Origin of the sequence: Limnohabitans sp. DCL3 (assembly GCF_048019295.1) — a bacterium.
Classification (GTDB): Bacteria; Pseudomonadota; Gammaproteobacteria; order Burkholderiales; family Burkholderiaceae_C; genus Limnohabitans_A.
This window is the reverse complement of record NZ_CP171842.1, coordinates 2,780,369-2,804,478: the sequence shown is the minus strand read 5'-3', so window position 1 is coordinate 2,804,478 and position 24,110 is coordinate 2,780,369. Positions and strand designations below refer to the sequence as shown.

Annotated in this window: 23 protein-coding genes; 13 read left to right on the top strand and 10 right to left on the bottom strand. The window is 61.6% G+C overall.

Annotation, left to right across the window (positions count from 1 at the left end):
* Positions 1-27: 27 nt before the first annotated feature.
* Complete coding sequence (locus tag ACHEXK_RS12600) at positions 28-1,413, top strand: phage integrase SAM-like domain-containing protein (RefSeq protein ID WP_416546671.1); 1,386 nt, start codon at positions 28-30, stop codon at positions 1,411-1,413.
* A gap of 9 nt (positions 1,414-1,422) precedes the next feature.
* Here ACHEXK_RS12600 and ACHEXK_RS12595 read toward each other — a convergent pair whose 3' ends face one another.
* From ACHEXK_RS12595 to ACHEXK_RS12580, 4 genes are all read right to left on the bottom strand, one after another.
* A complete protein-coding gene (locus tag ACHEXK_RS12595) occupies positions 1,423-2,424 on the bottom strand; it encodes a Bug family tripartite tricarboxylate transporter substrate binding protein (RefSeq protein ID WP_416546670.1) in 1,002 nt (333 codons plus the stop codon).
* 78 nt (positions 2,425-2,502) lie between these two features.
* Entirely contained in the window at positions 2,503-3,999 is a 1,497-nt protein-coding gene (locus tag ACHEXK_RS12590; protein ID WP_416546669.1) for a tripartite tricarboxylate transporter permease, read from the bottom strand.
* Between the two features lie 62 nt (positions 4,000-4,061).
* Positions 4,062-4,526, bottom strand: coding sequence for a tripartite tricarboxylate transporter TctB family protein (locus ACHEXK_RS12585; protein ID WP_416546668.1), 465 nt, complete (start codon positions 4,524-4,526; stop codon positions 4,062-4,064).
* Positions 4,523-5,497 (bottom strand): Bug family tripartite tricarboxylate transporter substrate binding protein, encoded by a 975-nt coding sequence (locus ACHEXK_RS12580; protein ID WP_416546667.1) that lies wholly within the window; start codon positions 5,495-5,497, stop codon positions 4,523-4,525. Before ACHEXK_RS12580 ends, ACHEXK_RS12585 begins: the two co-directional genes overlap by 4 nt.
* A gap of 137 nt (positions 5,498-5,634) precedes the next feature.
* Here ACHEXK_RS12580 and ACHEXK_RS12575 point away from each other — a divergent pair, with 137 nt between their 5' ends.
* Both ACHEXK_RS12575 and ACHEXK_RS12570 read left to right on the top strand, forming a co-directional pair.
* Positions 5,635-6,357 carry a response regulator transcription factor gene (locus tag ACHEXK_RS12575; RefSeq protein ID WP_416546666.1) on the top strand — a complete coding sequence of 241 codons (723 nt, stop codon included), beginning with the start codon at positions 5,635-5,637 and terminating at the stop codon, positions 6,355-6,357.
* Positions 6,354-7,784 (top strand): sensor histidine kinase, encoded by a 1,431-nt coding sequence (locus tag ACHEXK_RS12570; RefSeq protein WP_416546665.1) that lies wholly within the window; start codon positions 6,354-6,356, stop codon positions 7,782-7,784. The genes ACHEXK_RS12575 and ACHEXK_RS12570 overlap by 4 nt, the downstream gene beginning before the upstream one ends.
* Positions 7,785-7,859: 75 nt before the next feature.
* Here the strand turns inward: ACHEXK_RS12570 and ACHEXK_RS12565 are convergent, their stop codons facing one another.
* Both ACHEXK_RS12565 and zwf read right to left on the bottom strand, forming a co-directional pair.
* A complete protein-coding gene (locus ACHEXK_RS12565; RefSeq protein WP_416546664.1) occupies positions 7,860-8,705 on the bottom strand; it encodes a MurR/RpiR family transcriptional regulator in 846 nt (281 codons plus the stop codon).
* Positions 8,706-8,720: 15 nt separating this feature from the next.
* Positions 8,721-10,184, bottom strand: a complete 1,464-nt coding sequence (gene zwf, locus ACHEXK_RS12560; RefSeq protein WP_416546663.1) for a glucose-6-phosphate dehydrogenase — start codon at positions 10,182-10,184, stop codon at positions 8,721-8,723.
* An 83-nt stretch (positions 10,185-10,267) separates the two neighbouring features.
* Here zwf and tal point away from each other — a divergent pair, with 83 nt between their 5' ends.
* From tal to ACHEXK_RS12525, 7 genes are all read left to right on the top strand, one after another.
* Positions 10,268-11,215, top strand: a complete 948-nt coding sequence (gene tal / locus ACHEXK_RS12555; RefSeq protein WP_416546662.1) for a transaldolase — start codon at positions 10,268-10,270, stop codon at positions 11,213-11,215.
* A gap of 3 nt (positions 11,216-11,218) precedes the next feature.
* Positions 11,219-12,751: a glucose-6-phosphate isomerase gene (gene pgi, locus ACHEXK_RS12550; protein ID WP_416546661.1), complete on the top strand. Its 1,533-nt coding sequence runs from the start codon at positions 11,219-11,221 to the stop codon at positions 12,749-12,751.
* A gap of 121 nt (positions 12,752-12,872) precedes the next feature.
* The gene (locus ACHEXK_RS12545) at positions 12,873-13,211 is read left to right on the top strand and encodes a hypothetical protein (protein ID WP_416546660.1); all 339 of its coding nucleotides are present in this window, start codon (positions 12,873-12,875) and stop codon (positions 13,209-13,211) included.
* A 74-nt stretch (positions 13,212-13,285) separates the two neighbouring features.
* Positions 13,286-14,632, top strand: coding sequence for a hypothetical protein (locus ACHEXK_RS12540; protein ID WP_416546659.1), 1,347 nt, complete (start codon positions 13,286-13,288; stop codon positions 14,630-14,632).
* Between the two features lie 2 nt (positions 14,633-14,634).
* Positions 14,635-16,050, top strand: coding sequence for a multicopper oxidase family protein (locus tag ACHEXK_RS12535; protein WP_416546658.1), 1,416 nt, complete (start codon positions 14,635-14,637; stop codon positions 16,048-16,050).
* A 63-nt stretch (positions 16,051-16,113) separates the two neighbouring features.
* Entirely contained in the window at positions 16,114-16,608 is a 495-nt protein-coding gene (locus ACHEXK_RS12530) for a cupredoxin domain-containing protein (RefSeq protein WP_416546657.1), read from the top strand.
* Positions 16,609-16,620: 12 nt separating this feature from the next.
* Positions 16,621-17,385 (top strand): DUF411 domain-containing protein, encoded by a 765-nt coding sequence (locus ACHEXK_RS12525; protein ID WP_416546656.1) that lies wholly within the window; start codon positions 16,621-16,623, stop codon positions 17,383-17,385.
* A gap of 105 nt (positions 17,386-17,490) precedes the next feature.
* Here the strand turns inward: ACHEXK_RS12525 and groL are convergent, their stop codons facing one another.
* Together groL and groES are read right to left on the bottom strand one after the other, a co-directional pair.
* Positions 17,491-19,143 carry a chaperonin GroEL gene (gene groL / locus ACHEXK_RS12520; protein ID WP_416546654.1) on the bottom strand — a complete coding sequence of 551 codons (1,653 nt, stop codon included), beginning with the start codon at positions 19,141-19,143 and terminating at the stop codon, positions 17,491-17,493.
* Between the two features lie 81 nt (positions 19,144-19,224).
* A complete protein-coding gene (groES, locus tag ACHEXK_RS12515) occupies positions 19,225-19,512 on the bottom strand; it encodes a co-chaperone GroES (protein WP_019426307.1) in 288 nt (95 codons plus the stop codon).
* A 226-nt stretch (positions 19,513-19,738) separates the two neighbouring features.
* Between groES and ACHEXK_RS12510 the strand changes: the two genes are divergently transcribed.
* A complete protein-coding gene (locus ACHEXK_RS12510; protein WP_416546652.1) occupies positions 19,739-20,566 on the top strand; it encodes a lysophospholipid acyltransferase family protein in 828 nt (275 codons plus the stop codon).
* Positions 20,567-20,579: 13 nt separating this feature from the next.
* Positions 20,580-21,446: a lipid A biosynthesis acyltransferase gene (locus ACHEXK_RS12505; RefSeq protein WP_416546650.1), complete on the top strand. Its 867-nt coding sequence runs from the start codon at positions 20,580-20,582 to the stop codon at positions 21,444-21,446.
* Positions 21,447-21,485: 39 nt separating this feature from the next.
* Here the strand turns inward: ACHEXK_RS12505 and ACHEXK_RS12500 are convergent, their stop codons facing one another.
* Together ACHEXK_RS12500 and yihA are read right to left on the bottom strand one after the other, a co-directional pair.
* Complete coding sequence (locus ACHEXK_RS12500) at positions 21,486-22,436, bottom strand: alpha/beta fold hydrolase (RefSeq protein ID WP_416546648.1); 951 nt, start codon at positions 22,434-22,436, stop codon at positions 21,486-21,488.
* 40 nt (positions 22,437-22,476) lie between these two features.
* Positions 22,477-23,148: a ribosome biogenesis GTP-binding protein YihA/YsxC gene (gene yihA, locus ACHEXK_RS12495; protein WP_416548943.1), complete on the bottom strand. Its 672-nt coding sequence runs from the start codon at positions 23,146-23,148 to the stop codon at positions 22,477-22,479.
* A 278-nt stretch (positions 23,149-23,426) separates the two neighbouring features.
* Between yihA and ACHEXK_RS12490 the strand changes: the two genes are divergently transcribed.
* Positions 23,427-24,068, top strand: coding sequence for a c-type cytochrome (locus ACHEXK_RS12490; RefSeq protein ID WP_416546646.1), 642 nt, complete (start codon positions 23,427-23,429; stop codon positions 24,066-24,068).
* The last annotated feature ends 42 nt before the right edge of the window (positions 24,069-24,110 follow it).

Genomic DNA, 24,110 nt, shown 5'->3' with positions numbered 1-24,110 from the left:
TGTATTGTCAGTCTATACTTGGGTAGCATGACCGTTCGACCACTTTTGGCCTCACTTTGCACCAGTCTGGACGATTTCCTGGCCACGCCCATGGACACCGTGGCCGGCTCGGGCGCGTCGGCTGTGGCGATCCTGCATGCCAACCGGCCCGTCTTTTATGTGGTCAGCCCCGAGGTTTGGCAGCGCATGGCCCATTCGGTGTCCCCGCCGGGGGAGGCCCACGGGTCTCTTGCACAGCCGGCGCAGCCCGAGCATGCGTTCTTACCAGACGCGGCGCCGCGGGCGTCCGATCTGCACGCGCGTGTCCTGCCGCCAGCCCCGACGCACGCCGCACGCAGCCCGCGCCGCTCGGCAGAGGGGGTGTCCGACTCGGTGTTGACCACAGGGGCGATGCGCTTGAACCGATTTGACGCCCTGGCCGATCAGTTGATCGGGCAAGAAACCCTGCGGGTGCAACGGGGCGAGTTGAGCGCGGCGTCTGTGGGCATCCTGAAAAACCGGCTGGATGCGCATGTGCTGCCGTATTTCAAATACATCCCGCCGTCGCAGGTCACGCCGGTGATGATGGATGGCTTTGTCCAGCGCTTGACCGACTGCCACCTGAGTTCGACCACCGTGTCGCAATACCTGGTGGTGGTGCGCAAATTGCTCAAACTGGCCATCCGCCATGGGTTTTTGAGGGAGCTGCCGGAAATGCCCCCCATCAAGATCACCAGCAAACCTCGGTCTTCTTTGAGCGTGACGGAGTACCTGGCCGTGGTGCGCACGGCGCACCGTTTGGCCAAGCGCGGCGATGTGGCCCCCGAGATCAAAGCGTCCACCAGCCAGCGCGAGCGCTTTTGGGTTCAGCCTCGGCACCTGACGCTGCCCCCGGACATGGCCTGGGCCATTCGCTTCATGGTGAACAGTTTTGTGCGGCCCGGTGACCTGCGGCAACTCCAGCACAAGCACATTCAGATCGTGCGCGGCACCCATGTGTATCTGCGCATGACTTTGCCCGAGACCAAAGGGCACGATGCGCCCATGGTGACCTTGACGCCGGCTGTGCAGGTGTATGCGGCCGCCTGGGCCCATGCCCAAAAGCAGGGCTGGGGTGGGCCTGACGACTACCTTTTTTTGCCAGCGGAAAAAGACCGCAATTACGCTTTGGCGGTGCTGGGTTTTTGGTTCAAGTGGGTGATGCGCGAGGCGGGCGTTGCCCCGACCGACCACACGGGGCGGCTGCGCACCTTGTACTGCTTGCGCCACACCGCCATCATGTTCCGGCTCTTGTATGGGCAGGGCATTGACATGCTGACTTTGGCGCGCAACGCCCGCACGTCGGTGCAAATGATCGAGCGCTTTTACGCCTCTGCCCTGGATGGCGAAATGAACGTGGCCATGCTGCAAAGCCGGCGCACGTCCAAGCCCTGAGGCCTGCGATCAACCGGGTTTGATTTGGCCTTTGATGACGACTTCTTTCCAGCGGGCTTGTTCACGGGCGACAAAGGCCGCGTATTCAGCCGATGAGCCACCGCCTGGAATGGCGCTTTCGGCTGCGTTTTGCGCCACCACTTCGGGCGACTTCACGGCTTTGGCGCATTCTTGCTGCAGTTTTGTGATGATCTCGGGCGGTGTACCAGTGCGGGCATGGATGCCGTACCACTGCACGGTTTCAAAGTCTTTGAAGCCCAATTCCTGCACGGTGGGCACGTCGGGCAAGACGGGGATGCGTTCGGTGGTTCCCACAGCAATGCAACGCACTGCACCGCTCTTGATGTGGGGCAACAGGGCCGGGGTGCCTGCCGAGAACAGTTGGATGCGACCGGCCAGCACGTCGTTGAGAGCAGGGCCGGTGCCGCGGTAGGGGATGTGGGTGATGAACATGCCGGTGGCGAGCTTGAGCGCTTCCATGGCCAGGTGGCCTGCGCTGGCGTTGCCGGCTGAGGCGTAGTTCAGCTGACCGGGACGGGACTTGACGTAGGCAATCAGGGATTTCATGTCGGTGGCAGGCACGTCTTTGTGCACCACAAACAAGCTGGGCACGCGCGAGAGCAGGGTGACGGGCACAAAGTCTTTGTTGACGTCGTAGCCGCTGTCGGGGTAGATGAGGGGGTTGACCGCCATCAGGCCGATGTGGCTCATGATGATGGTGTAGCCGTCTGCTGGGGCACGGTGGAGTTCTTGCATGGCGGGCACACCGCCACCGCCGCCTTTGTTGTCGATGACAAAGGACACGCCCATTTGCTTGGTCAGCTGGGCCGCAATCCCGCGAGCCACGATGCTCGAGGTGCCACCGGGCGCAAAGGGGATGATCCAACGGATGGGTTTGTTGGGCCAAGCCGATTGGGCGTGACCGGATACGCCAGTGGCCGCTAGGCCGGCCGCACCCATCCATTTGAGGTAGTCACGGCGTGGAATCAGGGGGTTGGGTGTGTTTTGCATGTCTCTTTGCGCTTGTAGTTAAGAAAGGATGTGAATCAGACCAAAAAAAATGAAGTAATTGAAGCGGGTTATTACGTATCAGCGCTTGGCTGCATTGCGGAATTTTCGCCACAGTGTCGGGGCCAGCAGCAGCAGCAGCGCCACCGCCATCAAGCCGCCCGACAACGGGCGCGTGAAGAAGGTGGACCAATCGCCCTGGCTGATGGTCAGGGCCTGGCGCATGGATTGCTCGCCCAGAGGGGCCAGGATCAAGCCCACAATCAGCGGGGCGGCCGGAAAGTCAAAGCGGCGCATGAGGTAGCCCAGCAAGCCAAAGACGAACAACAGGCCCACGTTAAAGACCGAGTTGCCTGCGCCGTAAACGCCTGCGGTCGAGATCACGATGATGCCGGCGTACAGCCAAGGCGGCGGGATCTTGAGCAGCTTGACCCACAGGCTCACCAAGGGCAGGTTGAGCACCAGCAAGATCACGTTGCCGATGTAGAGGCTGGCAATCAGCGTCCACACCAAGCTGCCTTGCTGGCTAAAAAGTTGGGGGCCGGTTTGGATGCCGTAGCCTTCAAAGGCGGACAGCATGATGGCGGCCGTGGCCGAGGTGGGGATGCCCAGGGTGAGCAAGGGCATGAGCACACCGGCGGCTGCGGCGTTGTTGGCGGCCTCGGGGCCGGCCACGCCTTCGATGGCACCATGGCCAAACTCTTCAGGGTGTTTGGAGAGTTTTTTCTCGGTGTAATACGACAGCAGTGTGGGCAATTCGGCCCCGCCTGCGGGCATGGCGCCAATCGGGAAACCAAAGAAAGCACCCCGGAACCAGGGCTTCCAAGAACGTGCCCAGTCTTGTTTGCTCATCCACAAGCTGCCCGAGAGTTTCATGACCTCGCCGCCTTTGGACTCGCGGCCTTGCCAGGCCAGGTAAAGCGCCTCGCCCACGGCAAACAGGCCCACTGCGGCCACGGTCACTTCGATGCCATCGAGCAATTCGGGGCGGCCAAAGGTGAACCGGGGCTGGCCGGTTTGCAGGTCCACGCCCACCATGCCCAGCAGCAAGCCCAGGCCCAAGGCCACCAAGCCGCGCAGCATGGAGTTGCCCAGCACGGCCGAGACGGCCACCACCGACAAGACCATGAGGCTGAAGTATTCGGCCGGGCCAAAGGCCAAAGCCGCTTCAACCACCCACGGGGCCACAAAGGTCAGGGCCAAGGTGCCGATGGTGCCGGCCACAAAGCTGCCGATGGCGGCGGTGGCCAAGGCTTGGCCGGCGCGCCCGCGCCGGGCCATTTTGTTGCCCTCCAAGGCCGTCACCACGGCCGCCGATTCGCCAGGTGTGTTGAGCAAAATCGAGGTGGTCGAGCCCCCGTAGGCGGCGCCGTAGTAAATGCCCGCGAACATGACAAACATGCTGGTGGCCGGGACGTGGTAGGTCAGGGGCAAGAGCAAGGCGATGGTCAAAGCCGGGCCAATGCCCGGCAGCACACCCACCAGCGTGCCGACAAAGCAGCCCACAAAGCCCCACATCAAGGTGGTGGGTTGCAAGGCAATGGCAAAGCCACCCATCAGGGCGTCAAAAGCTTCCATGGGGTATCCGATCGAAAAAACGTGGGGCATTGAAACGGGCCCAAGCCCGCTTCACACCCACTTCAAACCCACCAAGGCAGTGCGGGACCCAGGCCCACGCCCAGCAATTGGGCAAACACAAACCAGAAGGTGCTGGCAATGGCGGCGCAAATCAGGGCCGATTTGAAACCCAGCGGTGCGTCAAACGAGCGGGCCACGCCCATGCCGCAGAGCGTGCCGGGAATCACAAAACCCAAGGGGATCACGAGGACGATGAATGCCACACCGCCGCCCAACAAGCTCAGGACCCGTCCCGTCGCGCCCGGCAGGGGCGACTGATCGGGTGCCTGGCTTTCGTCGGTCTGGCGACCGCGCCAAGCGCTGACGCCGTACAAAACGGCGAAAACGCTCAGCGCCCCCACGATCACCCCGGGCGCGAGCACGGGGCCCACGGTCATCTGCATCAAGGACTCGGGGATGACCGTGACCTGCCAAGCGGCCACCCCGCAAAGGGTGAGCAGCAACAAGGCAACGCGAAAAGGCGTCATGCCAGGCCCAGCTCTTTCATCAGGATTTCTTTTTCGGCAATGTCCTTGGCCAAGTCGCGCTCAAATGGGCGCTCGGTCATGAAGGCGTCGGTCCACTTGCGCGTTTCCAATTCTTGCTTCCAAGCGGCAGAGGCGTTGAGTTTGGTCACGAAATCGATCATGGCTTCGCGCTGGGCATTCGAAATGCCGGGAGGCGCAAACACACCGCGCCAGTTGGATTCGGTCACGTTGATGCCCAACTCGGACAGGGTGGGCACGCTCACGCCTGGAATCCGGCGCTTGCCCGACACGGCCAGCGGAATCATGCGGCCCGCCTTGATTTGCTCTTCGAACTCGGAGTAGCCCGAGATACCGGCCGAGACTTGGCCGCCCAAGATGGCCGCGTTGGCGGGGCCGCCGCCAGCAAATGCCACATAAGCGGCTTCGCGGGGGTTCTTGCCCAAGGCTTTGATCAACATGCCCAAAATCAGGTGGTCGGTGCCGCCAGCGCTGCCGCCAGCCACCGACACGGCCTTGGGGTTGGCCTTGATGGCCGCTTCGAGTTCTTTCCAGCTCTTGATCTTGCCGTTGGCGGGCACCACGATGACGCCGGCCTCTTCGGTCAAGCGGGCAATCGGTGTCACGTCTTTGATGGTCACGGGGCTCTTGTTGGCAATGCCCGCACCGATCATGACCGAGCCGCCCACCATCAGGCTGTTGCCCTGGCCTTTGCGTTGGTTCACATAACGGGGCAGACCCACCATGCCGCCAGCGCCGCCGACGTTTTCAAATTGCATGGTGCCCACCAGACCTGCGGCCTTGGCGGCCCGCTCCATGGCGCGGGCCGTGCCGTCCCAGCCGCCACCGGGGGCAGCGGGGACAAACATGTTGAGGCTGGCAATCAGGGGCTTGGCTTGTGCCCAAGCGGGCAGGGCCATGGATGCGCCAGCGGCAGCGCCGAGGGCCAGAAAGTCGCGTTTGGAAAGGGTCATGCGGGTCTCCTGTGTGAAAATGAAAACAAGTCTGCTGTGCGCACAGCGCGTGCAGAGGATGTGATTTTGGTGCGCTGCGGACCGCCAAACTGTCAAACAGCTGTCAATTCCTTTCAGTAATTACCCTCAAACCCGCCATGAGCCCCCGAATTTTGTTGGTGGAAGACACGCCCGACATCGCCTTGTGGTTGGGCACCGCTTTGCGCCAGGGCGGCATGCAGGTGGTGTTTGCGACCGATGGCCATGCGGCAGACCAGTGTCTTCAACCGCATCATGGCTTTGATGCGGTGCTGCTCGATTTGCAGCTGCCCGGACAAGACGGCCTGAGCGTGTTGCAAGCCCTGCGGGGGCGAGGGGATGCGGTGCCGGTGCTGATTTTGACGGCGCGCGCCAGCGTGCCCGACCGGGTGCTGGGCCTGAACATGGGGGCCGATGATTATTTGCCCAAGCCTTTTGACCTGAGCGAGCTCGAAGCCCGTTTGCAGGTCTTGATGCGCCGACAAGGGCGCAGCAAATCCACCGCCTTGCGCTGGGGCCCCTTGGAGATGCAGACCGACACCCATGAGGTGCAATGGCGCGGACAGCCGCTGGCGCTGACCCAGCGCGAGGCGGCGGCTTTGCGCGTGTTGTTGGCCTCACCCCAGCGCACTGTGAGCAAAGAGCAGTTGCACGCGGCGGTGTTTGCGGACGAGTCGGCCGGGCTGGATGCGGTGGAGGTGCTGATTTACCGATTGCGCAAAAAACTCGAATCGGCCGCGACAGCCTCCGGCGCTTTGGCGGATGTGGCGATCACCACCTTTCGCGGCATGGGGTACATGCTGACCCAGCCTGTGGCGCCGCCTGAGGGCGCGCACCAGTGAGCGCTTTTCCGAGGCGTTGGTCGCGCTCGGCCATGTCCTTGCGCAGGCGTTTGCTCAGCTGGATTTTGTTGCCTTTGGCGGCTTTGATTGGCCTGAACGCTTGGGTGGGTTATGGCAACGCGGTGCAGGCCGCCAATGAAGCCTATGATCGCTCCTTGTATTTGGCGGCCCGCACGCTGGCCGAGGAGTTGGAATGGCGTGAGGGTCGCCTGCAGCTGGATGTGACCAAGGCGGCGGGTTATTTGTTTGAAAACCACACCGGCTCGCGCCTGTTTTACAAGATCAACACAACCGATGGCCAGTGGCTGGCGGGCGTGACGGCCTTGCCCGATGTGCCGGCCCGCGTCCAGTCGTCGGTGAAGTTTTTTGCACTGGTGCAGTTTGATGACGGCCAATACCTGGGCCAGCCCGTGCGCCTGGCGCAGCTGACGCATGTGTTGGACGCTGTGGCCAGTGTGCCTGCGCCCGGGCACCGGGAGTCCTTGGTCAAAATCACGGTGGCCGAGACCATGGAGGCGCGCCAGCAGCTGATCGAACGCATCTTGTGGGACACCTTGGGCAGCCAGGCTTTGCTGCTGTTGGCCGCAGCTTTGTTGGTCGTCTGGGGCGTGCAACGTGGCATTCGCCCGCTGGAAGCCTTTCGCCAGCAACTGGCCCACAAAGCGGACGACGACTTCTCGCCCATCCAGCCACCGGATTTGCCCCGCGAACTGCGCCCCTTGATCGAGACGCTCAACAGTTATTTGGACCGCTTGGGCCGCTTGATTGCCATTCGAAAACGCTTTCTGGACAACGCAGCGCACCAGCTGCGCACCCCGCTGACCGCGCTCAAAACCCAGCTCGCTTTGGCCCAGCGCAACGCCGAGCCTGAGCAAGCCCAAGCCTTGATGGCCGCTGCCCGCCAAACCACCAACGATGCGGTGCGTTTGACCGAGCAGCTGCTGGCCATGACGCGGGTGGAGCATGCCCGAGAAATGCACAGCCCCGAGCGCGTGGACCTGGTGGATTTGGCCCGGCGGGTCACGCAAGAGCATTTAATGCGCGCGCACCAGTGCGGTGATGACTTGGGCCTGGAGATGCAAGTGGCGCAATGCGAGGTCCAAGGGGTCGACCTGTTGTTGCACGAGGCGCTGAGCAACCTGATCGACAACGCCATTCACCACGGCCCGGTGGGCACACACATCACTGTGCGGGTGGGGCAGCGTTGGCTGGAAGTGGAAGACGATGGCCCGGGCATTGCCCCCGAGCACCAGGCCCATGTGTTTGAGCGCTTTTACCGCGCTGCACCACCGGGTGTGAATGGCAGTGGTCTGGGGCTGGCCATCGTGAAGGAAATCGCCAGCCAGCATGGGGCTGAGCTGAGCTTGCAAAGCCCTGTGGCCCATGGCCGCGGCATGGTCATTCGCTTGCAATGGGCCGCTGCTTGAGCCCAAGGCCATCCCCCTGCGAGCCCGCGCATCCTGGCGCTCGCTCGTGAGCCGCCCCCAGATGAGCCCTTCTCTTCAGGTGTAACGCTTGCTGCGCAGGTTGTTTTTCATGTCGCGCAGACCGGTTTGCAGCGCTTCGCCGATGCGCAGGGCCACTGTCGTGGCCAAGATGTCGATGATGAGCAGGTGCAGCAGGCGCGAGACCATGGGGCTGTATTTGTCGTAACCCTCGGGGTGATCGGCGGTCAGGTGGATGTGTCCGGCACTGGCCAGGGGCGAGCCGCTGGCGGTGATGACGATGGTCGTTGCCCCCTGCTTTTTGGCGATGTCACAAGCGTCCATCAGGTCGCGGGTGCGCCCCGAGTTGGAGATGATCACCGCGCAATCGCCCGGTTTGAGCATGGAGGCGCTCATCACTTGCATGTGGCCATCGCTGTAAGCGATGGCGTTCACGCCCAGGCGAAAGAATTTGTGCTGCGCGTCTTGCGCCACGATGCCGGAGTTGCCCACGCCGTAAAACTCGATGCGGCGTCCCGTGGTTTGCGTGGCAGCCAAGGCTTGGGCCGCGTGTTCCAGGGCAAAGGAGCTGGCGTCGTTGCGGTATTTTAAAAATGCAGCGACCGTGTTGTCGATCACTTTGACCGCAATGTCGCTGGTCTTGTCGTCCACATCCACACTGCGGTGGATGAAGGGCACGCCCTCGCTCACGCTGCCGGCCAGTTTGAGCTTGAAGTCGGACAGGCCGTCGTAGCCCATGCTGCGGCAAAAACGCACCACGGTGGGCTTGCTCACATGCGAGCGGTCGGCCAGTTCCGTCACCGGCAAATTGGCAAAGGCCCTGGGGTCCGCCAGCACCAGTTTGCCCACGCGTTGCTCGGCCGGGGCCAGGGAGGGCAAAGAGGCTTTGATTCGGTCGAGCATGGGGTGTCTTTCGGTTTAAATTTCTTCGGACCAGCAAAAGCCGTCGCGCGCGATCATGGCGCTCGATGCGCTGGGGCCCCACGTGCCTGCCGCGTAGGGGCGAGGGCCGGTGGTGTCGTTCTTCCAGTGCTGCAAGATGGGCTCAACCCAACGCCAGGCTTCTTCTTGTTCGTCGCTGCGCACGAACAGATTCAGACGGCCGTCCAGCACATCCAGCAGCAAGCGCTCGTAGGCGCCCACGCGCTGGCTGCCAAAACGTTTGTCAAAGTCCAAATCCAGGTGCACTGGGCTCAGTGTCGCACCACTGCTGCCATCGCCGCGTTTGCTTTGGCCCTGGGCGAACAGGTGCAGCTCCAGCCCGTCTTTGGGTTGCAAGTGGATGACCAGTTTGTTGGCTTGGCCCAAGGGGCTTTTGAAGATTTCGTGCGGCGTTTTGCGGAAATTGACCTGGATGTGCGCTTCGCGCGAGGCCATGCGTTTGCCGGTGCGGATGTAAAACGGCACACCGGCCCAGCGCCAGTTGGCGATCTCGGTGCGCAGGGCCACAAAGGTTTCGGTGCTGCTGCTGGGGCTCACGCCTGTCTCTTCACGGTAGCCGGGTACGGCGTGTCCGAACACATTGCCGGCGCTGTACTGGCCGCGGATGACGTGCTGGCTCAGCGTCTCGGGTGTCCAGCGCTTTAAAGCGCGCAGCACTTTGAGTTTTTCATCGCGAATGGCATCGGCGTGGGCGTTGATGGGCGGCTCCATGGCGATGGCGCACAGCAGCTGCAAGGCGTGGTTTTGCACCATGTCGCGCAGCGCGCCGGTGGTTTCGTAGAAGCCGCCGCGTTTTTCCACACCCAGCTCTTCGGCCATGGTGATCTGGATGTTGGCGATGTGCTCGCGCCGCCACAGGGGCTCAAACAGGGCGTTGCCAAAGCGCATGGCAAACAGGTTCTGCACCGCGGGCTTGCCCAGGTAGTGATCGATGCGAAAAATTTGCTGCTCTTTGAAGACTTGTCCCACCGCCAAGTTGATGGCGCGGTTGGAGGCCAGGTCGTGACCGAGTGGTTTTTCCAACACGATGCGCGTCTTGGGGGTGTTCAAACCATGGGCGGCCAGTTGCTCACACACGGTGGTGAACAGGCTGGGTGCGGTGGACAGATACATCACCACGTTGTCGGTCTCGCGCTCGGCCAAGCGACTGGCCAAAGCGGCATAGGCCTCGGGCTTGGACAGGTCCATGCGCACATAGCACAGCATGCTGGCAAAGCGGGCGAACTCCTCGCTGTTGGGCCGCTTGTCGCCGTCCACTTGGTCAAAGCGAGACTGGATTTGTTGGCGGTATTGCGCATCCGTCATGTCATCACGGCCCACGCCGATGATGCGGCCCCCTTCGGGCAAGGTGTCGTGACGGTAAGCCTGGAACAGGGCGGGCATGAGTTTGCGCCAGACCAAATCGCCCGTGCCGCCGAAGAAAACCAAATCAAAAGCCATGATGTTCTTGAGTTACATGAAAAATTGATTTGTAATGTAACTTTGTTTCACCGATAATTCAAGTGACTTTTCAAAAAAACACCATGAACCAACTCGACGCTCTCAAACAATTCACCACCGTGGTCGCCGACACCGGCGACTTCAAGCAATTGGCCCAGTTCCAGCCGCAAGACGCGACGACCAACCCGTCCTTGATCTTGAAGGCGGTCCAAAAACCCGAATACGCGCCCTTGCTGGCCGAGGCCGTGGCCGCGCACCGGGGTCAGCCCTTGGATGTGGTGATGGACCATCTGCTGGTTCGTTTTGGCTGCGAGATTCTGAACACCATTCCGGGTCGCGTATCGACCGAAGTCGATGCGCGTTTGAGCTTTGACACCGCCGCGACCGTGGCGCGGGCGCGGCGCATCATGGCGCTCTACGAGGCGCAAGGCATTGCCCGCGAGCGTGTGCTGATCAAAATCGCCTCGACCTGGGAAGGCATCCAGGCCGCGGCCGAGCTCGAGCGCGAAGGCATCCGCTGCAATTTGACGCTGCTGTTCGCGTTCTGCCAAGCCGTGGCCTGTGGCCAAGCCCAGGTGCAACTGATTTCGCCCTTTGTGGGCCGCATTTACGACTGGTACAAAAAGTCCGCAGGCGCCGCTTGGGACGAAGCGGCCATGTCGGGCGCGAACGACCCTGGCGTGCAGTCGGTGCGGGCGATCTTCAACCATTACAAGCAACACGGCATTGCCACCGAGGTGATGGGCGCGTCGTTCCGCAACATCGGCCAGATCACGGCACTGGCCGGTTGTGATTTGCTCACCATCAGCCCCGAGTTGCTGGCCCAGCTCGCTGCCAGCGATGCGCCTTTGGGTTTGGCGCTGGACGCCGCCGCAGCCCAATCCATGGACTTGCCTGCTGTCGCCTATGACGAAGCCTCGTTCCGCCTGGCCTTGAACGACGACGCCATGGCCACGGAAAAGTTGGCCGAGGGCATCCGTGCGTTCTGTGCCGATGCGATCAAGCTCGAAGATTTGATGAAGAAGGCCTGAGGCATGCGTTGCGACCAAACTCCGGCCTGGAAGGCCTTGACGGCCCATGCTCACGAAGCCCAGGGCTTTGATGTGCGAGTGGCCTTTGCACAAGACACCAGTCGGGTCCAGCGCCTGAGCCAGAACGCCCCACATGTCTTTGCCGACCTGTCCAAAAACCATGTGGATGTCGCCACTGAGGCCTTGCTGCTCGATTTGGCGCAACAAACGGGTCTGAGTGCGCACCGCGACGCCATGTTCCGGGGAGAGCGCATCAACAACACCGAAGACCGCGCGGTGATGCATTGGCTGCTGCGCCAACCCGAAGGCTCTTTGGGGGGGGCTTTGGCCGAGCCGCTGGCGCTGGTGCACGCCACGCTGCAGCCCATGCTGGCCTATGCCGAAACCGTCCGGGCCGACGCGCAGATCACCGATGTGGTGAACATCGGCATTGGCGGCTCCGATCTGGGTCCTCAGATGGCGGTGCTGGCGCTGCAGGACTTTGTGATGCCGGGCAAGCGCTTTCACTTTGTCTCTAACGTGGACGGGCATGAATTGGCGGGCGTGTTGAAGGGGCTGAAGGCGCAGAACACGCTGTTCTTGATCGCCTCCAAAACCTTCACCACCATCGAGACCATGACCAACGCCCGCTCAGCGCAGGCCTGGTTCCAGGCGCAAGGGGGACAAGATGTGGCCCGCCATTTTGCGGCGCTGACCACCAACGTGGTGGCTGCGGCCGAGATGGGCATCCGCACCACCTTCGGTTTTTGGGATTGGGTCGGAGGTCGCTATTCGATGTGGTCGGCCATTGGCCTGCCCGTGGCCATCGCCATCGGCGCGCAGGGTTTCAAAGATTTGCTGGCCGGTGCGCACGCGATGGACCGGCACTTTCAAACCGCGCCGCTGGCGGCCAATTTGCCAGTGCGTCTGGGTTTGTTGGACGTCTGGTACCGCAACTTTTTGAAGTTCACCAACCGCTCCATTGCGCCTTACCACAGTGCTTTGCGCCGCTTGCCTGCATATTTGCAGCAGTTGGAGATGGAGAGCAACGGCAAGCGTGTGGACCGCAATGGGCATGCCTTGCCGTACGGCACTTCACCCGTGCTGTGGGGTGAGCCGGGCACGAACGGCCAGCATGCATATTTCCAGATGCTGCACCAGGGCAGCGACGTGGTGCCGCTGGAATTCATCGCGGTCAAAAAGCCCACGCACAGCCTCCAAGACCACCACGCCTTGTTGCTGGCCAATGTGATTGCACAGGCCCAGGCGCTCATGGTGGGCAAGTCCGATGAGGGGGGGCACAAGCACTTCCCCGGTAACCGACCCAGCACCTTTTTGCTGCTGGATGAACTCACCCCCGCCAGTTTGGGCGCGCTGATCGCCTTGCAAGAGCACCGCGTGTTTGTGAGTGGTGCTGTTTGGGGCATCAACAGCTTTGACCAATGGGGTGTGGAGCTGGGCAAGGTGTTGGCCAAAGACATCCATGCGCGGATGTTGTCGGGCGATTCCAAGGGCTTGGATGCATCGACAGCGGCCTTGATTGACCAAATCCGGTGAGGTGTTTCATCGAGGGTGCGGGCGTGGGAGAAGGGCCGGGCGTTATGATTTGAAAATGCGCCGTTGTTTCTTATGCTTTTTGCTCTGCCTCATGCCCCTGCGGCTGTGGGCGGGTGCATGGATGCCCTTGCCAGAAAGCGGTTTGCACGACCGCGATGGGCCGCCAGCAGCCAGCGCTTTGCAGCACAGCGACGCTGCTGCTGCCCCTGACTGTCACGGGGCCATCGCCATGCCCCTGGACCCCGCTGGCGCTGCGCTTGGGCTGCACCATGTGGCTGCCCAAGCCGACGATTGCCAGGATGACCATTGCCAATTGTGTGGCGTCTGTCACCAAGGTTTGAATCTGGCGCAGTGGCCTTTGCAACTGCCCCTTGTCCAGACCCATCCACTGCCCATCAACGCAGCATGGGTCAACATGGCCCGCTTCTCTGCGCCGCTGACCAAGCCCCCCATCTCCTGAACTTCACGCCACAGGTGCGTCTGCCCATTGCCAAGGTGGGTGGCTGCTGTATTCGTTCGTTCCAGGAGATTGACATGATCCCCCTTTTGAATCGCGCTGCCAGGCTGGGTGCCGTGGGCGTGGTGCTCTTGGCCAGCGCTTGGCCTGCCGTCTGGTCGCAGACCCAGGGCGCAGGCACGCCGCCTTCTGCCCCTGAGCATGGGACACGGCCCGGCATCCCATCAACCGCTGCGCCATTGGCCATGCCAAGCCCGTCCAGTCCCAGTTGGCAGCACGCCAACCGGGCTGTGGGACAGTTCCCACGTGGCCATGTGGACTTGTTGCGTTGGGAGCAAAAGAATTTGCCGCAGATGACGGAGCCTTCCGCGCATCCCGATGCCGGGCAGCTGACACTGGTGCGTGCCCGCCGGTTGGCCTTGCAGGATGACGCGCTGTGGCTCAAGCCTGGCATGAGTGCCGCCGAGGTGGCCTCCGTGCGCCAGCAAATCGCGGCTGTGCAATGGGCTGTGCAAAAGCTTTGGGTCAATGCGGTGGTGGCGCGTCAGTCGGTGGTGCACAACCGTGATGTTTTGGCCGTGGCACAAGCCGGAGCTGAGTTGGGCCAGCGCATGGCTCAAGTGGGCAACTGGAGCCGTGCCCGTCAGATAGAGCAAGAACTGGCGCTCTGGGACGCGAGCGCACGCGCTGACAGAGCGCAACTGCAGGCCGATCGCGCCCTGCAGGCTTTGTGGCAACGGATCGGTGCGGGCATGACCGCGCAGGCGCTGGCACAGCAGTTGCCCTTGCACCTGCCAGTGGAGTTGCCGGCGCTGTCCTCTGTTGATGTGCAGGCCGAGCTCAGCCCCGAGGCGCTGGACGCCCTGCAGACGCAGGCACTGCAGGCCCATGTGCGCTGGCCATTGGAAGACTTGCATGCCCGTCGCCTCGCAGCAGGCCTTGGCTTGGGTGCGCAAGATCTGCAGGCGGCGCAAAAAGCCCTGGAAGCGTTGGCTGGGCAGGAGCCGCCCATGTGGGACCCCCGCACGATGACCTGGGGCCACGCCTTTGAAAACGCTTGGCAAGCGCGGCTGCAGGCCGACCGGCTGGCGCGGCAGGTGCGTGCCGATGTGCAGATGGCCGTGAACGCTTTGCGGGTGGCCAGCCAAGCGGCGCAGCAAACCCAGGCCCAAGTGCTGCGCCTGCACACCGAACTCTCGCAAGAAACCCTGCTGCGTTACAACGGCATGCTCAAAAGCACCTGGGACCTCTTGGCCAGCGTTCGTACGCGCATTGACAGCGTGGACGCCGCTTTGCAGGCGCAGCGCCAGCGCTGGTTGGCCCATGCCGACCTGATGGCTGTGCTGGCGGGCTTGCCCTATGCGGACAGCGCCAGCGCATCTGAATCCACCAGCCCCTCCAACACCCGCACCCCAGGACACTGACCATGCAACGCCGAGATTTTTTCCAAAGAGCCGTCGCCGCTGCGGGCACCGTCGCAGGGGCCGCAGTGGTCACCAGCGCCGTCAGCCGAAGTGCACTGGCCGCTTTGCCAGAACCCGTCATTCAGACCCGTCCCGACACCGCCCCGCCTTGGACCCCACCGGGCGTGACTGGCGCCGGACGGCCTTACAACCCGGTGGTCACTTTGAACGGGTGGACCTTGCCGTTTCGCATGAAGGACGGCGTCAAAGAGTTCCACCTGGTGGCCGAGCCGGTGGTGCGCGAGATGGCCGCAGGCTTTGTCGTCAACATGTGGGGCTACAACGGCCAAAGCCCAGGCCCCACCATCGAGGTGGTTGAAGGGGACAAGGTGCGCATCTTCGTCACCAACCAATTGCCCGAGCACACCACCATCCACTGGCACGGCCAGCGCTTGCCCAACGGCATGGATGGCGTGGGCGGTCTGAACCAAAAACAGATACCCGTGGGCAAGACCTTTGTGTACGAGTTTGTGGCCCGCCGGCCCGGCACGTTCATGTACCACCCACACGCCGACGAGATGACCCAAATGGCCATGGGCATGATGGGTCTGTGGATCACCCACCCCAAGGGCCAACACCCACTGATTGCCGAGGTGGACCGCGATTACGCCTTTTTGTTGAGTGCATACGACGTCACCCCGGGGGCCAAAACCCCCAACGTCAACACCATGCTGGACCAGAACATCTGGAGCTGGAACAGCCGGGTTTTTCCGGGCATCAGCCCGCTGGTGGCCCGGCTGAACGACCGGGTGCGGGTGCGTGTGGGCAACCTGACCATGACCAACCACCCCATCCACATCCACGGCATCGAATTTGAAGTCACCGGCACCGATGGCGGCCCCGTGCCCAAAACGGCCCGTTGGCCAGAGGTGACGACCGACGTGGCAGTCGGCCAAATGCGGCAGTTGGAGTTCATTGCCGATGAGCCCGGTGACTGGGCCATGCACTGCCACAAGAGCCACCACACCATGGGCGCCATGGGGCACGATGTGCCCACCATGATTGGTGTGGACCACCGGGGACTGGTGCAGAAAATCCAGCGGCTCATTCCCGACTACATGGTCATGGGTGAACGCGGCATGGCCGACATGGGCGAGATGGAAATGGAGTTGCCCGAGAACACCTTCCCGATGATGTCCGGCACCGGGCCCTATGGCCCCATCGAGATGGGGGGCATGTTCACCACACTCAAGGTGCGGGCCGAGCAAAAGCCGGGCGACTACAGCGACCCGGGCGATTACAAGCAGCCACCGGGCACGCAGGCTTACGAACACACCGGTCAGGCCGTATCCGCATCGCGTCCGACGGGTGAGCCCTCCAAGCCGGCTGCCTCCCCTGCTGGCAACGTGCGTAAACCCGAGAACCACAAACACCACTGACTGGATTGCGCAGCGCCTTCTCACAGGGGCTGTCACCGCTCAAACCACGGACAAGGACTTTTCATGAACATCGCCATCCACACCCTGCTGCTGACCATGGGCCTGCTGACCCTGGCTGCTGTGCACGCCCATTCGCCCGCTGCCCACCAAAACCACCACGCCCCATCGACTGCTCCTGCCGAGCAAAAAGACTGGGGCATTGCCGGCGATCCGAACAAGGTCCAACGCACCATCGAGATCCGCATGACCGACGACATGCGTTTTGCGCCCAAGGACATTCAGGTCAAGCTGGGCGAGACTGTGCGCCTGGTGGCGGTGAACGCGGGCAAGACGCTGCACGAGATCGTGATCGGCACCCCACAAGAGCTCAAGGCGCACGCCGAGATGATGAAAAAACACCCCGGTATGGAACACGACGAGCCCTACATGGCCCATGTCGATCCCGGCAAAAAAGGCACCATCGTCTGGACCTTCAACCGCACAGGCCGGTTTGAATTTGCCTGCCTGATTCCGGGCCATTTTGAAGCGGGCATGATCGGCCGCATCACCGTGAAGTAAGGAGGTCACGCCATGAAAAATTCCACGCTGAAGACCCTGGCTCGGCGCAAGTGCTTGGCGGCAGCGGCTGCGTTGGCGCTCATCGGGTTTGAGCGCACCGCCTTGGCGCAAGCCACCACGGTGCAAGTCTGGAAAGACCCCCACTGCGGCTGCTGCCAATTGTGGGTGGAACACCTGCAGGCCAGTGGCTTCAAGGTCGAGGTGCGGGACGTGGGCAACACCGCCGCCCGCAAGCGTTTGGGCATGCCCGAGCGCCTCGGATCCTGCCACACCGCTACCGTGGGCGGTTACGTCATCGAGGGCCATGTGCCCGCTGTGGACATCCAACGTCTGCTCAAAGAGCGGCCTGTTGCCTTGGGTCTCTCGGTGCCCGGCATGCCCATTGGCAGCCCCGGCATGGATGGCCCCGAGTACAAGGGCCGCAAGGATGCCTACGACGTCCTGTTGGTGCAACAAGACGGCAGCAGCAAAAGCTTCCATCACTACCCTGGGCTGCGCCGGATGGCGCAACGTGACAGTCTGCAACGCGTGAGCGGAAACTCCAGCACCCTGCCTTGGGCCATGGGCGAAGTGCGGCGCATTGACAAGGCTGCACGCAAAGTTGCCCTGAAACACGGCGACATTCAAAATCTGGACATGCCACCCATGAGCATGGTGTTTCAGGTGAAAGAACCTGGGCAGCTCGATGCCTTGCAAGTCGGGCAGAAAGTGCGCTTTCAGGCGGTGCAGGAAAACGGTGCATATTGGGTGGTGAAGATCGAGGCTGCGGCTTTGTAACCTTGTTCTGCCGCCCATGAAAAAAGCCCCACAAGGCGCAAACCTTGTGGGGCTTTGTTTGTGGCTGGGTGAGGACGCAAACCCTCAGGCCAGACAGCATTGCATTTACATGCCCATGCCGCCCATGCCACCCATGCCGCCCATGTCAGGCATGCCGCCGCCGCCAGCGCCGGACTCGTCCTTCGGGGCTTCGGAGATCATGCACTCGGTGGTCAACATCAAAGAGGCCACAGACGCTGCGTTTTGCAAAGCCGTGCGGGTCACTTTGGTGGGGTCCAAGATGCCCATTTCGATCATGTCGCCGTAGGTGTCGTTGGCGGCGTTGAAGCCGTAGTTGCCCTTGCCGGCCATCACTGCGTTCACCACCACCGATGGCTCGCCACCAGCGTTGTAAACGATTTCGCGCAAAGGCGCTTCGATGGCTTTGAGCACCAGCTTGATGCCGGCGTCTTGGTCAGCGTTGTCGCCTTGGATGACGCCAGCCGCTTGACGGGCACGCAGCAAAGCCACGCCGCCGCCAGCCACGATGCCTTCTTCTACTGCAGCGCGGGTGGCGTGCAGGGCGTCTTCCACGCGGGCTTTCTTTTCTTTCATTTCGACTTCGGTGGCAGCGCCGACCTTGATCACGGCCACACCGCCAGCCAACTTGGCCACGCGCTCTTGCAGCTTTTCGCGGTCGTAGTCGGAAGTGGCTTCTTCGATCTGCACACGCACTTGCTTGACGCGGGCTTCGATGTCGATGGCCGCACCAGCACCGTCGATGATGATGGTGTTTTCTTTGCCCACTTCGATACGCTTGGCTTGGCCGAGGTCAGCCAAAGTCACTTTTTCGAGGGTCAGGCCGACTTCTTCAGCGATCACTTTGCCGCCGGTCAAGATGGCGATGTCTTCCAACATGGCTTTGCGACGGTCACCAAAGCCTGGGGCCTTGACCGCCACAACCTTCAAGATGCCACGGATGGTGTTCACCACCAGAGTTGCCAAGGCTTCGCCTTCAACTTCTTCGGCAATGATCAACAAAGGACGGCCCGCTTTGGCCACGGCTTCCAGGGTAGGCAGCAGATCGCGGATGTTGCTGATCTTCTTGTCGAACAACAACACGAAGGGGTTGTCCAGCAAAGCAGCTTGCTTTTCGGGGTTGTTGATGAAGTAGGGCGACAGGTAGCCGCGGTCAAACTGCATGCCTTCAACGATGTCGAGTTCGTTGTCCAAAGACTTGCCGTCTTCGACGGTGATCACGCCTTCTTTGCCCACTTTGTCCATGGCCTTGGCGATGATGTCGCCGATGCTGTGGTCGCTGTTGGCAGAGATCGAGCCGACTTGGGCGATTTCTTTGGTGGTGGTGGTGGCCTTGGTGGCTTTCTTCAGCTCTTCGATCAAAGCGGCGACCGCTTTGTCGATGCCGCGCTTCAGGTCCATCGGGTTCATGCCGGCGGCCACGTACTTCATGCCTTCGCGCACGATGGCTTGGGCCAACACGGTGGCCGTTGTGGTACCGTCACCTGCGTTGTCAGAAGTCTTGGAAGCGACTTCCTTGACCATCTGCGCGCCCATGTTTTGCAGCTTGTCTTTGAGTTCGATTTCCTTGGCCACGGACACACCGTCCTTGGTCACGGTAGGGGCGCCGAAAGAGCGCTCCAGAACCACGTTGCGACCCTTTGGGCCCAGAGTCACTTTGACCGCGTTGGCCAAAATGTTCACGCCTTCAACCATGCGTGCGCGGGCTTCGCCGCCGAAAATTACGTCTTTTGCTGCCATTTTTAAGCTCCTAAATTCAGATTAATTGGTTGAGGACAGAGAGACAGGGCGCTTCGCGCGTCTGTCGGTCTGTCCCGCAAATCACTCGACCACTGCGAACAGGTCTTCTTCTTTCATGACCAACAGCTCATCGCCGCCGACTTTGACGGTCTGGCCGCTGTACTTGCCGAACAACACGCGGTCGCCGACTTTGACGCTCAGGGCTTTGGTCTCGCCTTTGTCATTGGTTTTGCCAGGGCCGACGGCCAAGACTTCACCTTGATCGGGCTTTTCTGCAGCCGAGTCGGGGATCACGATGCCCGAGGCTGTTTTGGTTTCGCTTTCGATACGCTTGACGATCACGCGATCGCCCAAAGGACGCAGTTTCATGGAATCTCCTGAATTTGAAACAAGGGTTGAAAAACACCAGCACCCAAGGTGCCACTGAAATCTGAGGGGGAGGGCATTGTTAGCACTCATCTCCTTCGAGTGCTAATGATACGGGCAATTCTGGCCATTTCAAGAGCCCCCTTTTTTTTCCTGCGAGAAATTGATCTGTGCCCAAGGGCCCTTCTTTTTGGCAGCTTCCCAGGTCTTCAGTGCAAAATCACCCCCCATGTTGAGATGGTTTTTGTTTTTTTCCCGTTGGCCCCTGTGGGCATTGCATGCGCTGGGCAGCTTGGGCGGTTGGCTGGCTTGGTGTTTTTCGGGGCGTTACCGAAGCCGCTTTTTGAAGAATGTGCGTCTGGCTGGATTGGGCTGGGGCACGGTGTTTCGGGCCGTTGGCCATGCTGGGCGCATGTCGGCCGAGTTGCCGCGTTTGTGGCTGGGCCAGACGCCACCCCTGGATTGGGTGAATGACCGCGCGGCCATTGAGGCGTATGACAGCGGCCAAGGCGTGTTGTTTTTGACGCCCCACATGGGGTGTTTTGAGATCACGGCCCAAGCTTTGGCCATGCGTTTTTCACCTGTGCACGGTCCATTGACGGTGCTCTACCGACCCGCCCGTCATGCCGGTTTGGGCGAGGTCATGGCCTTGGCGCGACAGCGCCCGGGTTTGGAAGCGGTGCCAACCAACTTGGCCGGAGTCCGCCAAATGATCAAAGCCTTGCGTTCTGGCCGGGCCGTGGGTCTGCTGCCGGATCAGGTGCCGCCAGAAGGCATGGGCCAGTGGGCGCCATTTTTTGGGCAATCGGCCTACACCATGACTTTGGCGGCCCGTTTGGCACTGCAAACCGGAGCCCGCGTGGTGTTGATTTGGGGTGAGCGTTTGCCTTGGGGGCGCGGCTACCGCCTGCACACCCAAGCGCTTGGCCATGCACTTTCTGAGGATCTGGACACGGCGGTGGTGCAGATCAACCAAGCCATGGAGGCGCTGATTTTGCAGTGCCCATCCCAGTACATCTGGGGCTACGCCCGTTACAAGAACCCCCGGCAGGCTTGAGCGGAACCACACCATGGTCAAATTGTTGATAGCCTGTTTGCGTTTGTTTGCGCGCTTGCCGCTGACATGGGTGCGCGTGGCAGGAACCGCTTTGGGCTGGGTGCTGTGGCATGCAGCCATCGCGCGCCGCCGCATTGTGCAAGTGAACCTGCACAAGTGCTTGCCCGAGTGGCCTGAGGCGCAGCGCAATGACTTGGCTTACCGCCACTTTGTGGCTTTTGGCCAGTCGGTCATGGACCGTGCGTGGCTTTGGCACGCCCCCGAGACGACGGTGCGCCAACGCTTGCGCTGGGTGGGCGATTTGGACGCCTTGAAAGCGCCTGGCCCCTTGGTCATTTTTGCCCCCCATTTTGTGGGACTGGACGCTGGTGGGATGGCCGTCTCTTTGGAGGTGCCGGGTCCTGTGGCGTTCATTTTTTCGGCGCAATCGCGCCCAGCCGTTGAAGCTTGGGTTCGCCAAGGGCGGGAGCGTTCGGGCAATGTCAGGCCCTATTTCCGTCACCAAGGCATGCGTCAAATTTTGGCGGGCATGAAAAAAGGCGAGCCCTTGCACCTGTCTGCGGACATGGATTTTGGCCGCAGCGAATCCATTTTTGTGCCTTTCATGGGGGTTGAGCAAGCCGCAACCGTGCCTTCTTTGTCTCGCCTGTCCAAGGTGGTGGGTGCGCGGGTGGTGCCTGTCGTCACACGCATGACGCCCGAGGGCTATGACATCGAAGTCCATGCCCCATTGGCGGACTTCCCAAGCAACGACGTGGTGGAGGACACCGCCCGGGTCAACCGCTTGCTGGCCGACTGGGTGCGCACCATGCCCGAGCAGTATTACTGGGTGCACAAACGGTTCAAGACCCGTCCTGAGGGGGAGCCTGGTTTTTATTGAGAACTGGGCGCCGGGCAGGCGCTCGGCTGCTGCTGCACATCAGGGTTGGGGAAGAAAGTCACGGATTTCCGCCATCACCCGCTGGGGCTGTTCATGCACCACCCAGTGGGTGGCTTTCTCAATGGAGACCCGTTTGAGTTGGGCGATGTGCACATCCAGTCCCTCGGTCAGGCAGGGCAAGAGTGCCACATCGTCGAGCGCCCACAGCAACAAGGTGGGCACATCGATGCGCAAGGCTTCCTTGGGGATTTGGATGGCGCTGGCCCCAGGATCGCTGGCCGTGGCGGGGCGCAAAGGCGAAGCTCGGTAATAGTTGAGTCCACCCTGTAAGCCGTGTTGCCAGACCTCTCGGTATTTCCCTTGGACCTCGGTGGTGAGCCAATCAGGCCTTGGTGCCGTGTCTGGCGCGGCCGTGAGCGACATGAGTGAGGTGTCTTCACCGGTCAAGAAACCCAATAAGCGCTCGAAGTCGTTGGCCGCCAGCAGCGCTGCGGCCTCGGGTTGCACCAGAAAATTCATGTAAGCGCTGGCCGCTTGCTGTGCCGGGTCGTGTTGCAGGGCCTGGAGCAATGGGCCCGGGTGTGGTGAGTTGATGATGATCAACTGGCGAAGCCGTTCGGGGTGTTGGTTGGCCAAGTTCCACGCCACGGCGCCTCCCCAATCGTGGGCCACCAGCGCGGCCAACGCTTGGGGGCCACATACGGCATCGATCAGGGCCAAGATGTCTTGCACCAGGTGTTTGGCGCGGTAGGCTTTGACGTCTTCGGGTGCGCTCGAGCGCTCATAGCCGCGCAGATTGGGTGCCACACAGCGGTAAGCACCGTTTTCGGGCAAAGAGAAATGCCGCAACAACGGGTCCCAAACCCAAGCGCCCTCTGGAAAGCCATGCAAAAACAGCAGCACCGGGCGACCGGTTTCGCCACTGGCTCGGCAGCTCAAGGTGATGCCATGGGGCAGGTCTTGCTGCCAGGTCTGGATGTCGGTGTTCAAAGGCGTGGGCTTTCGGGTTCAACGAGGCCCTGCGCGTGGTTCACTCGTCCAGGGCTTCGGGTTCGTCTTCGATGGGTTCGGTGGGCGGGGCGGCCGGCAAAGTGCCTGCAGCGGGGTGGGTCCAGTCCCACAGCAGTTGGGCCACCTCGTCCACGCCTTGTTTTTTCAAGGCCGAAAAGAGTTTCACCTCGCCGCCGCCCGCTTGCAGTCGCGCAATCGACAAAGCTTTGGCCTGTTCAGCGCGGGTGAGCTTGTCCGCCTTGGTCAAAATGATCAAGAACTTCAAGCCTTCTTCGACCCGTGGGCGGATCACTTCCAGCAAGATGTCGTCCAGCTCCGTCAGGCCGTGTCGCGGGTCGCACATCATGACAATGCCCGTTAAGTTGTCACGGCTGACCAAGTAGTTGGCCATGACTTGCTGCCAACGCAGTTTGTCCATTTTGGCCACCGCGGCGTAGCCATAGCCGGGCAAGTCGGCCAGCACCGCATCGGTCACGCCTTGCTTGCCCAGTGCAAACAGGTTGATGTGCTGGGTGCGCCCTGGCTTTTTGGAGGCAAAAGCCAATTGCTTCTTTTGCGTCAAGGTGTTGATGCACGTGGATTTGCCCGCGTTGGAGCGGCCGACAAAGGCGATCTCCGGGGTGTCCATGGCGGGCAGATGGTGCAGCTGTGCAGCGGTGGTCAAAAAGCGGGCGGTGTGCATCCAGCCCATGGGGGTGACGACAGCCGGCACGCTGGAGGACTGGGCGGCTGATGGGCCTGCAGGCCGGGCGGACGATGCCGGGGCGGTCGGCGCTGTCGCCACTGAAGCGGCCCTGGGGCTGGCGATCGGCGCGGCGGGCTGAGTGACTTTGCGGCTTGCAGACGCACGAACGGGGGGGCGGGAGCTCATAAATCGGGGATACCTTGGGTCGTCAGGAAACTGACGCAGACCTCATTGTAGAATCCTTGGGTTTTGCGCCTCCTTCTTCCAACTATTGGACGACGACCATGAAGTCAATTGTTTCTCTCCTGAAGTCCGCCACTTTGGCCGCTACCACGTCTGTTTTCATGTTGGGTTCGGCACTGGCGGCAGGCCCGGCCCCCGCCGCAGCCAAGCCCGATTTGGCCAAAGGTGAAGCTTCCTTTGCCATGTGCGTCGCGTGCCACGCCGCCGACGGCAATTCGACCACACCGGTCAACCCCAAACTGTCTCAGCAGCACCCTGAATACCTGATCAAGCAGCTGCAAGAGTTCAAGTCCGGCAAACGTGCCAACGCCGTGATGAGCGGCATGGTGGCAGGCCTGAGCGATGATGACATGCGCAATATCTCTTATTGGCTGGCTTCCAAGCAAGCCAAGCCTGGCTTTGCCAAAGAAAAAGACACCGTGGCTTTGGGTGAGCGGATTTACCGTGGCGGCATTCCTGACCGTCAAATTGCCGCTTGCGCCAGCTGCCACTCGCCCAACGGTGCGGGCATGCCTTCGCAGTACCCCCGTTTGTCGGGTCAGCACGCCGACTACACCGCTTCTCAGTTGGTGCAGTTCCGTGATGGCGTTCGCAAGAACAACCTGCAGATGACCCAAGTTGCAGCCAAGATGAATGACCGCGAAATCAAAGCCGTCTCCGACTACATCGCTGGTTTGCGCTGAAACCAAGCCGGGCCGCTTTGACGTGCTGGGGTTTGCCCTGTC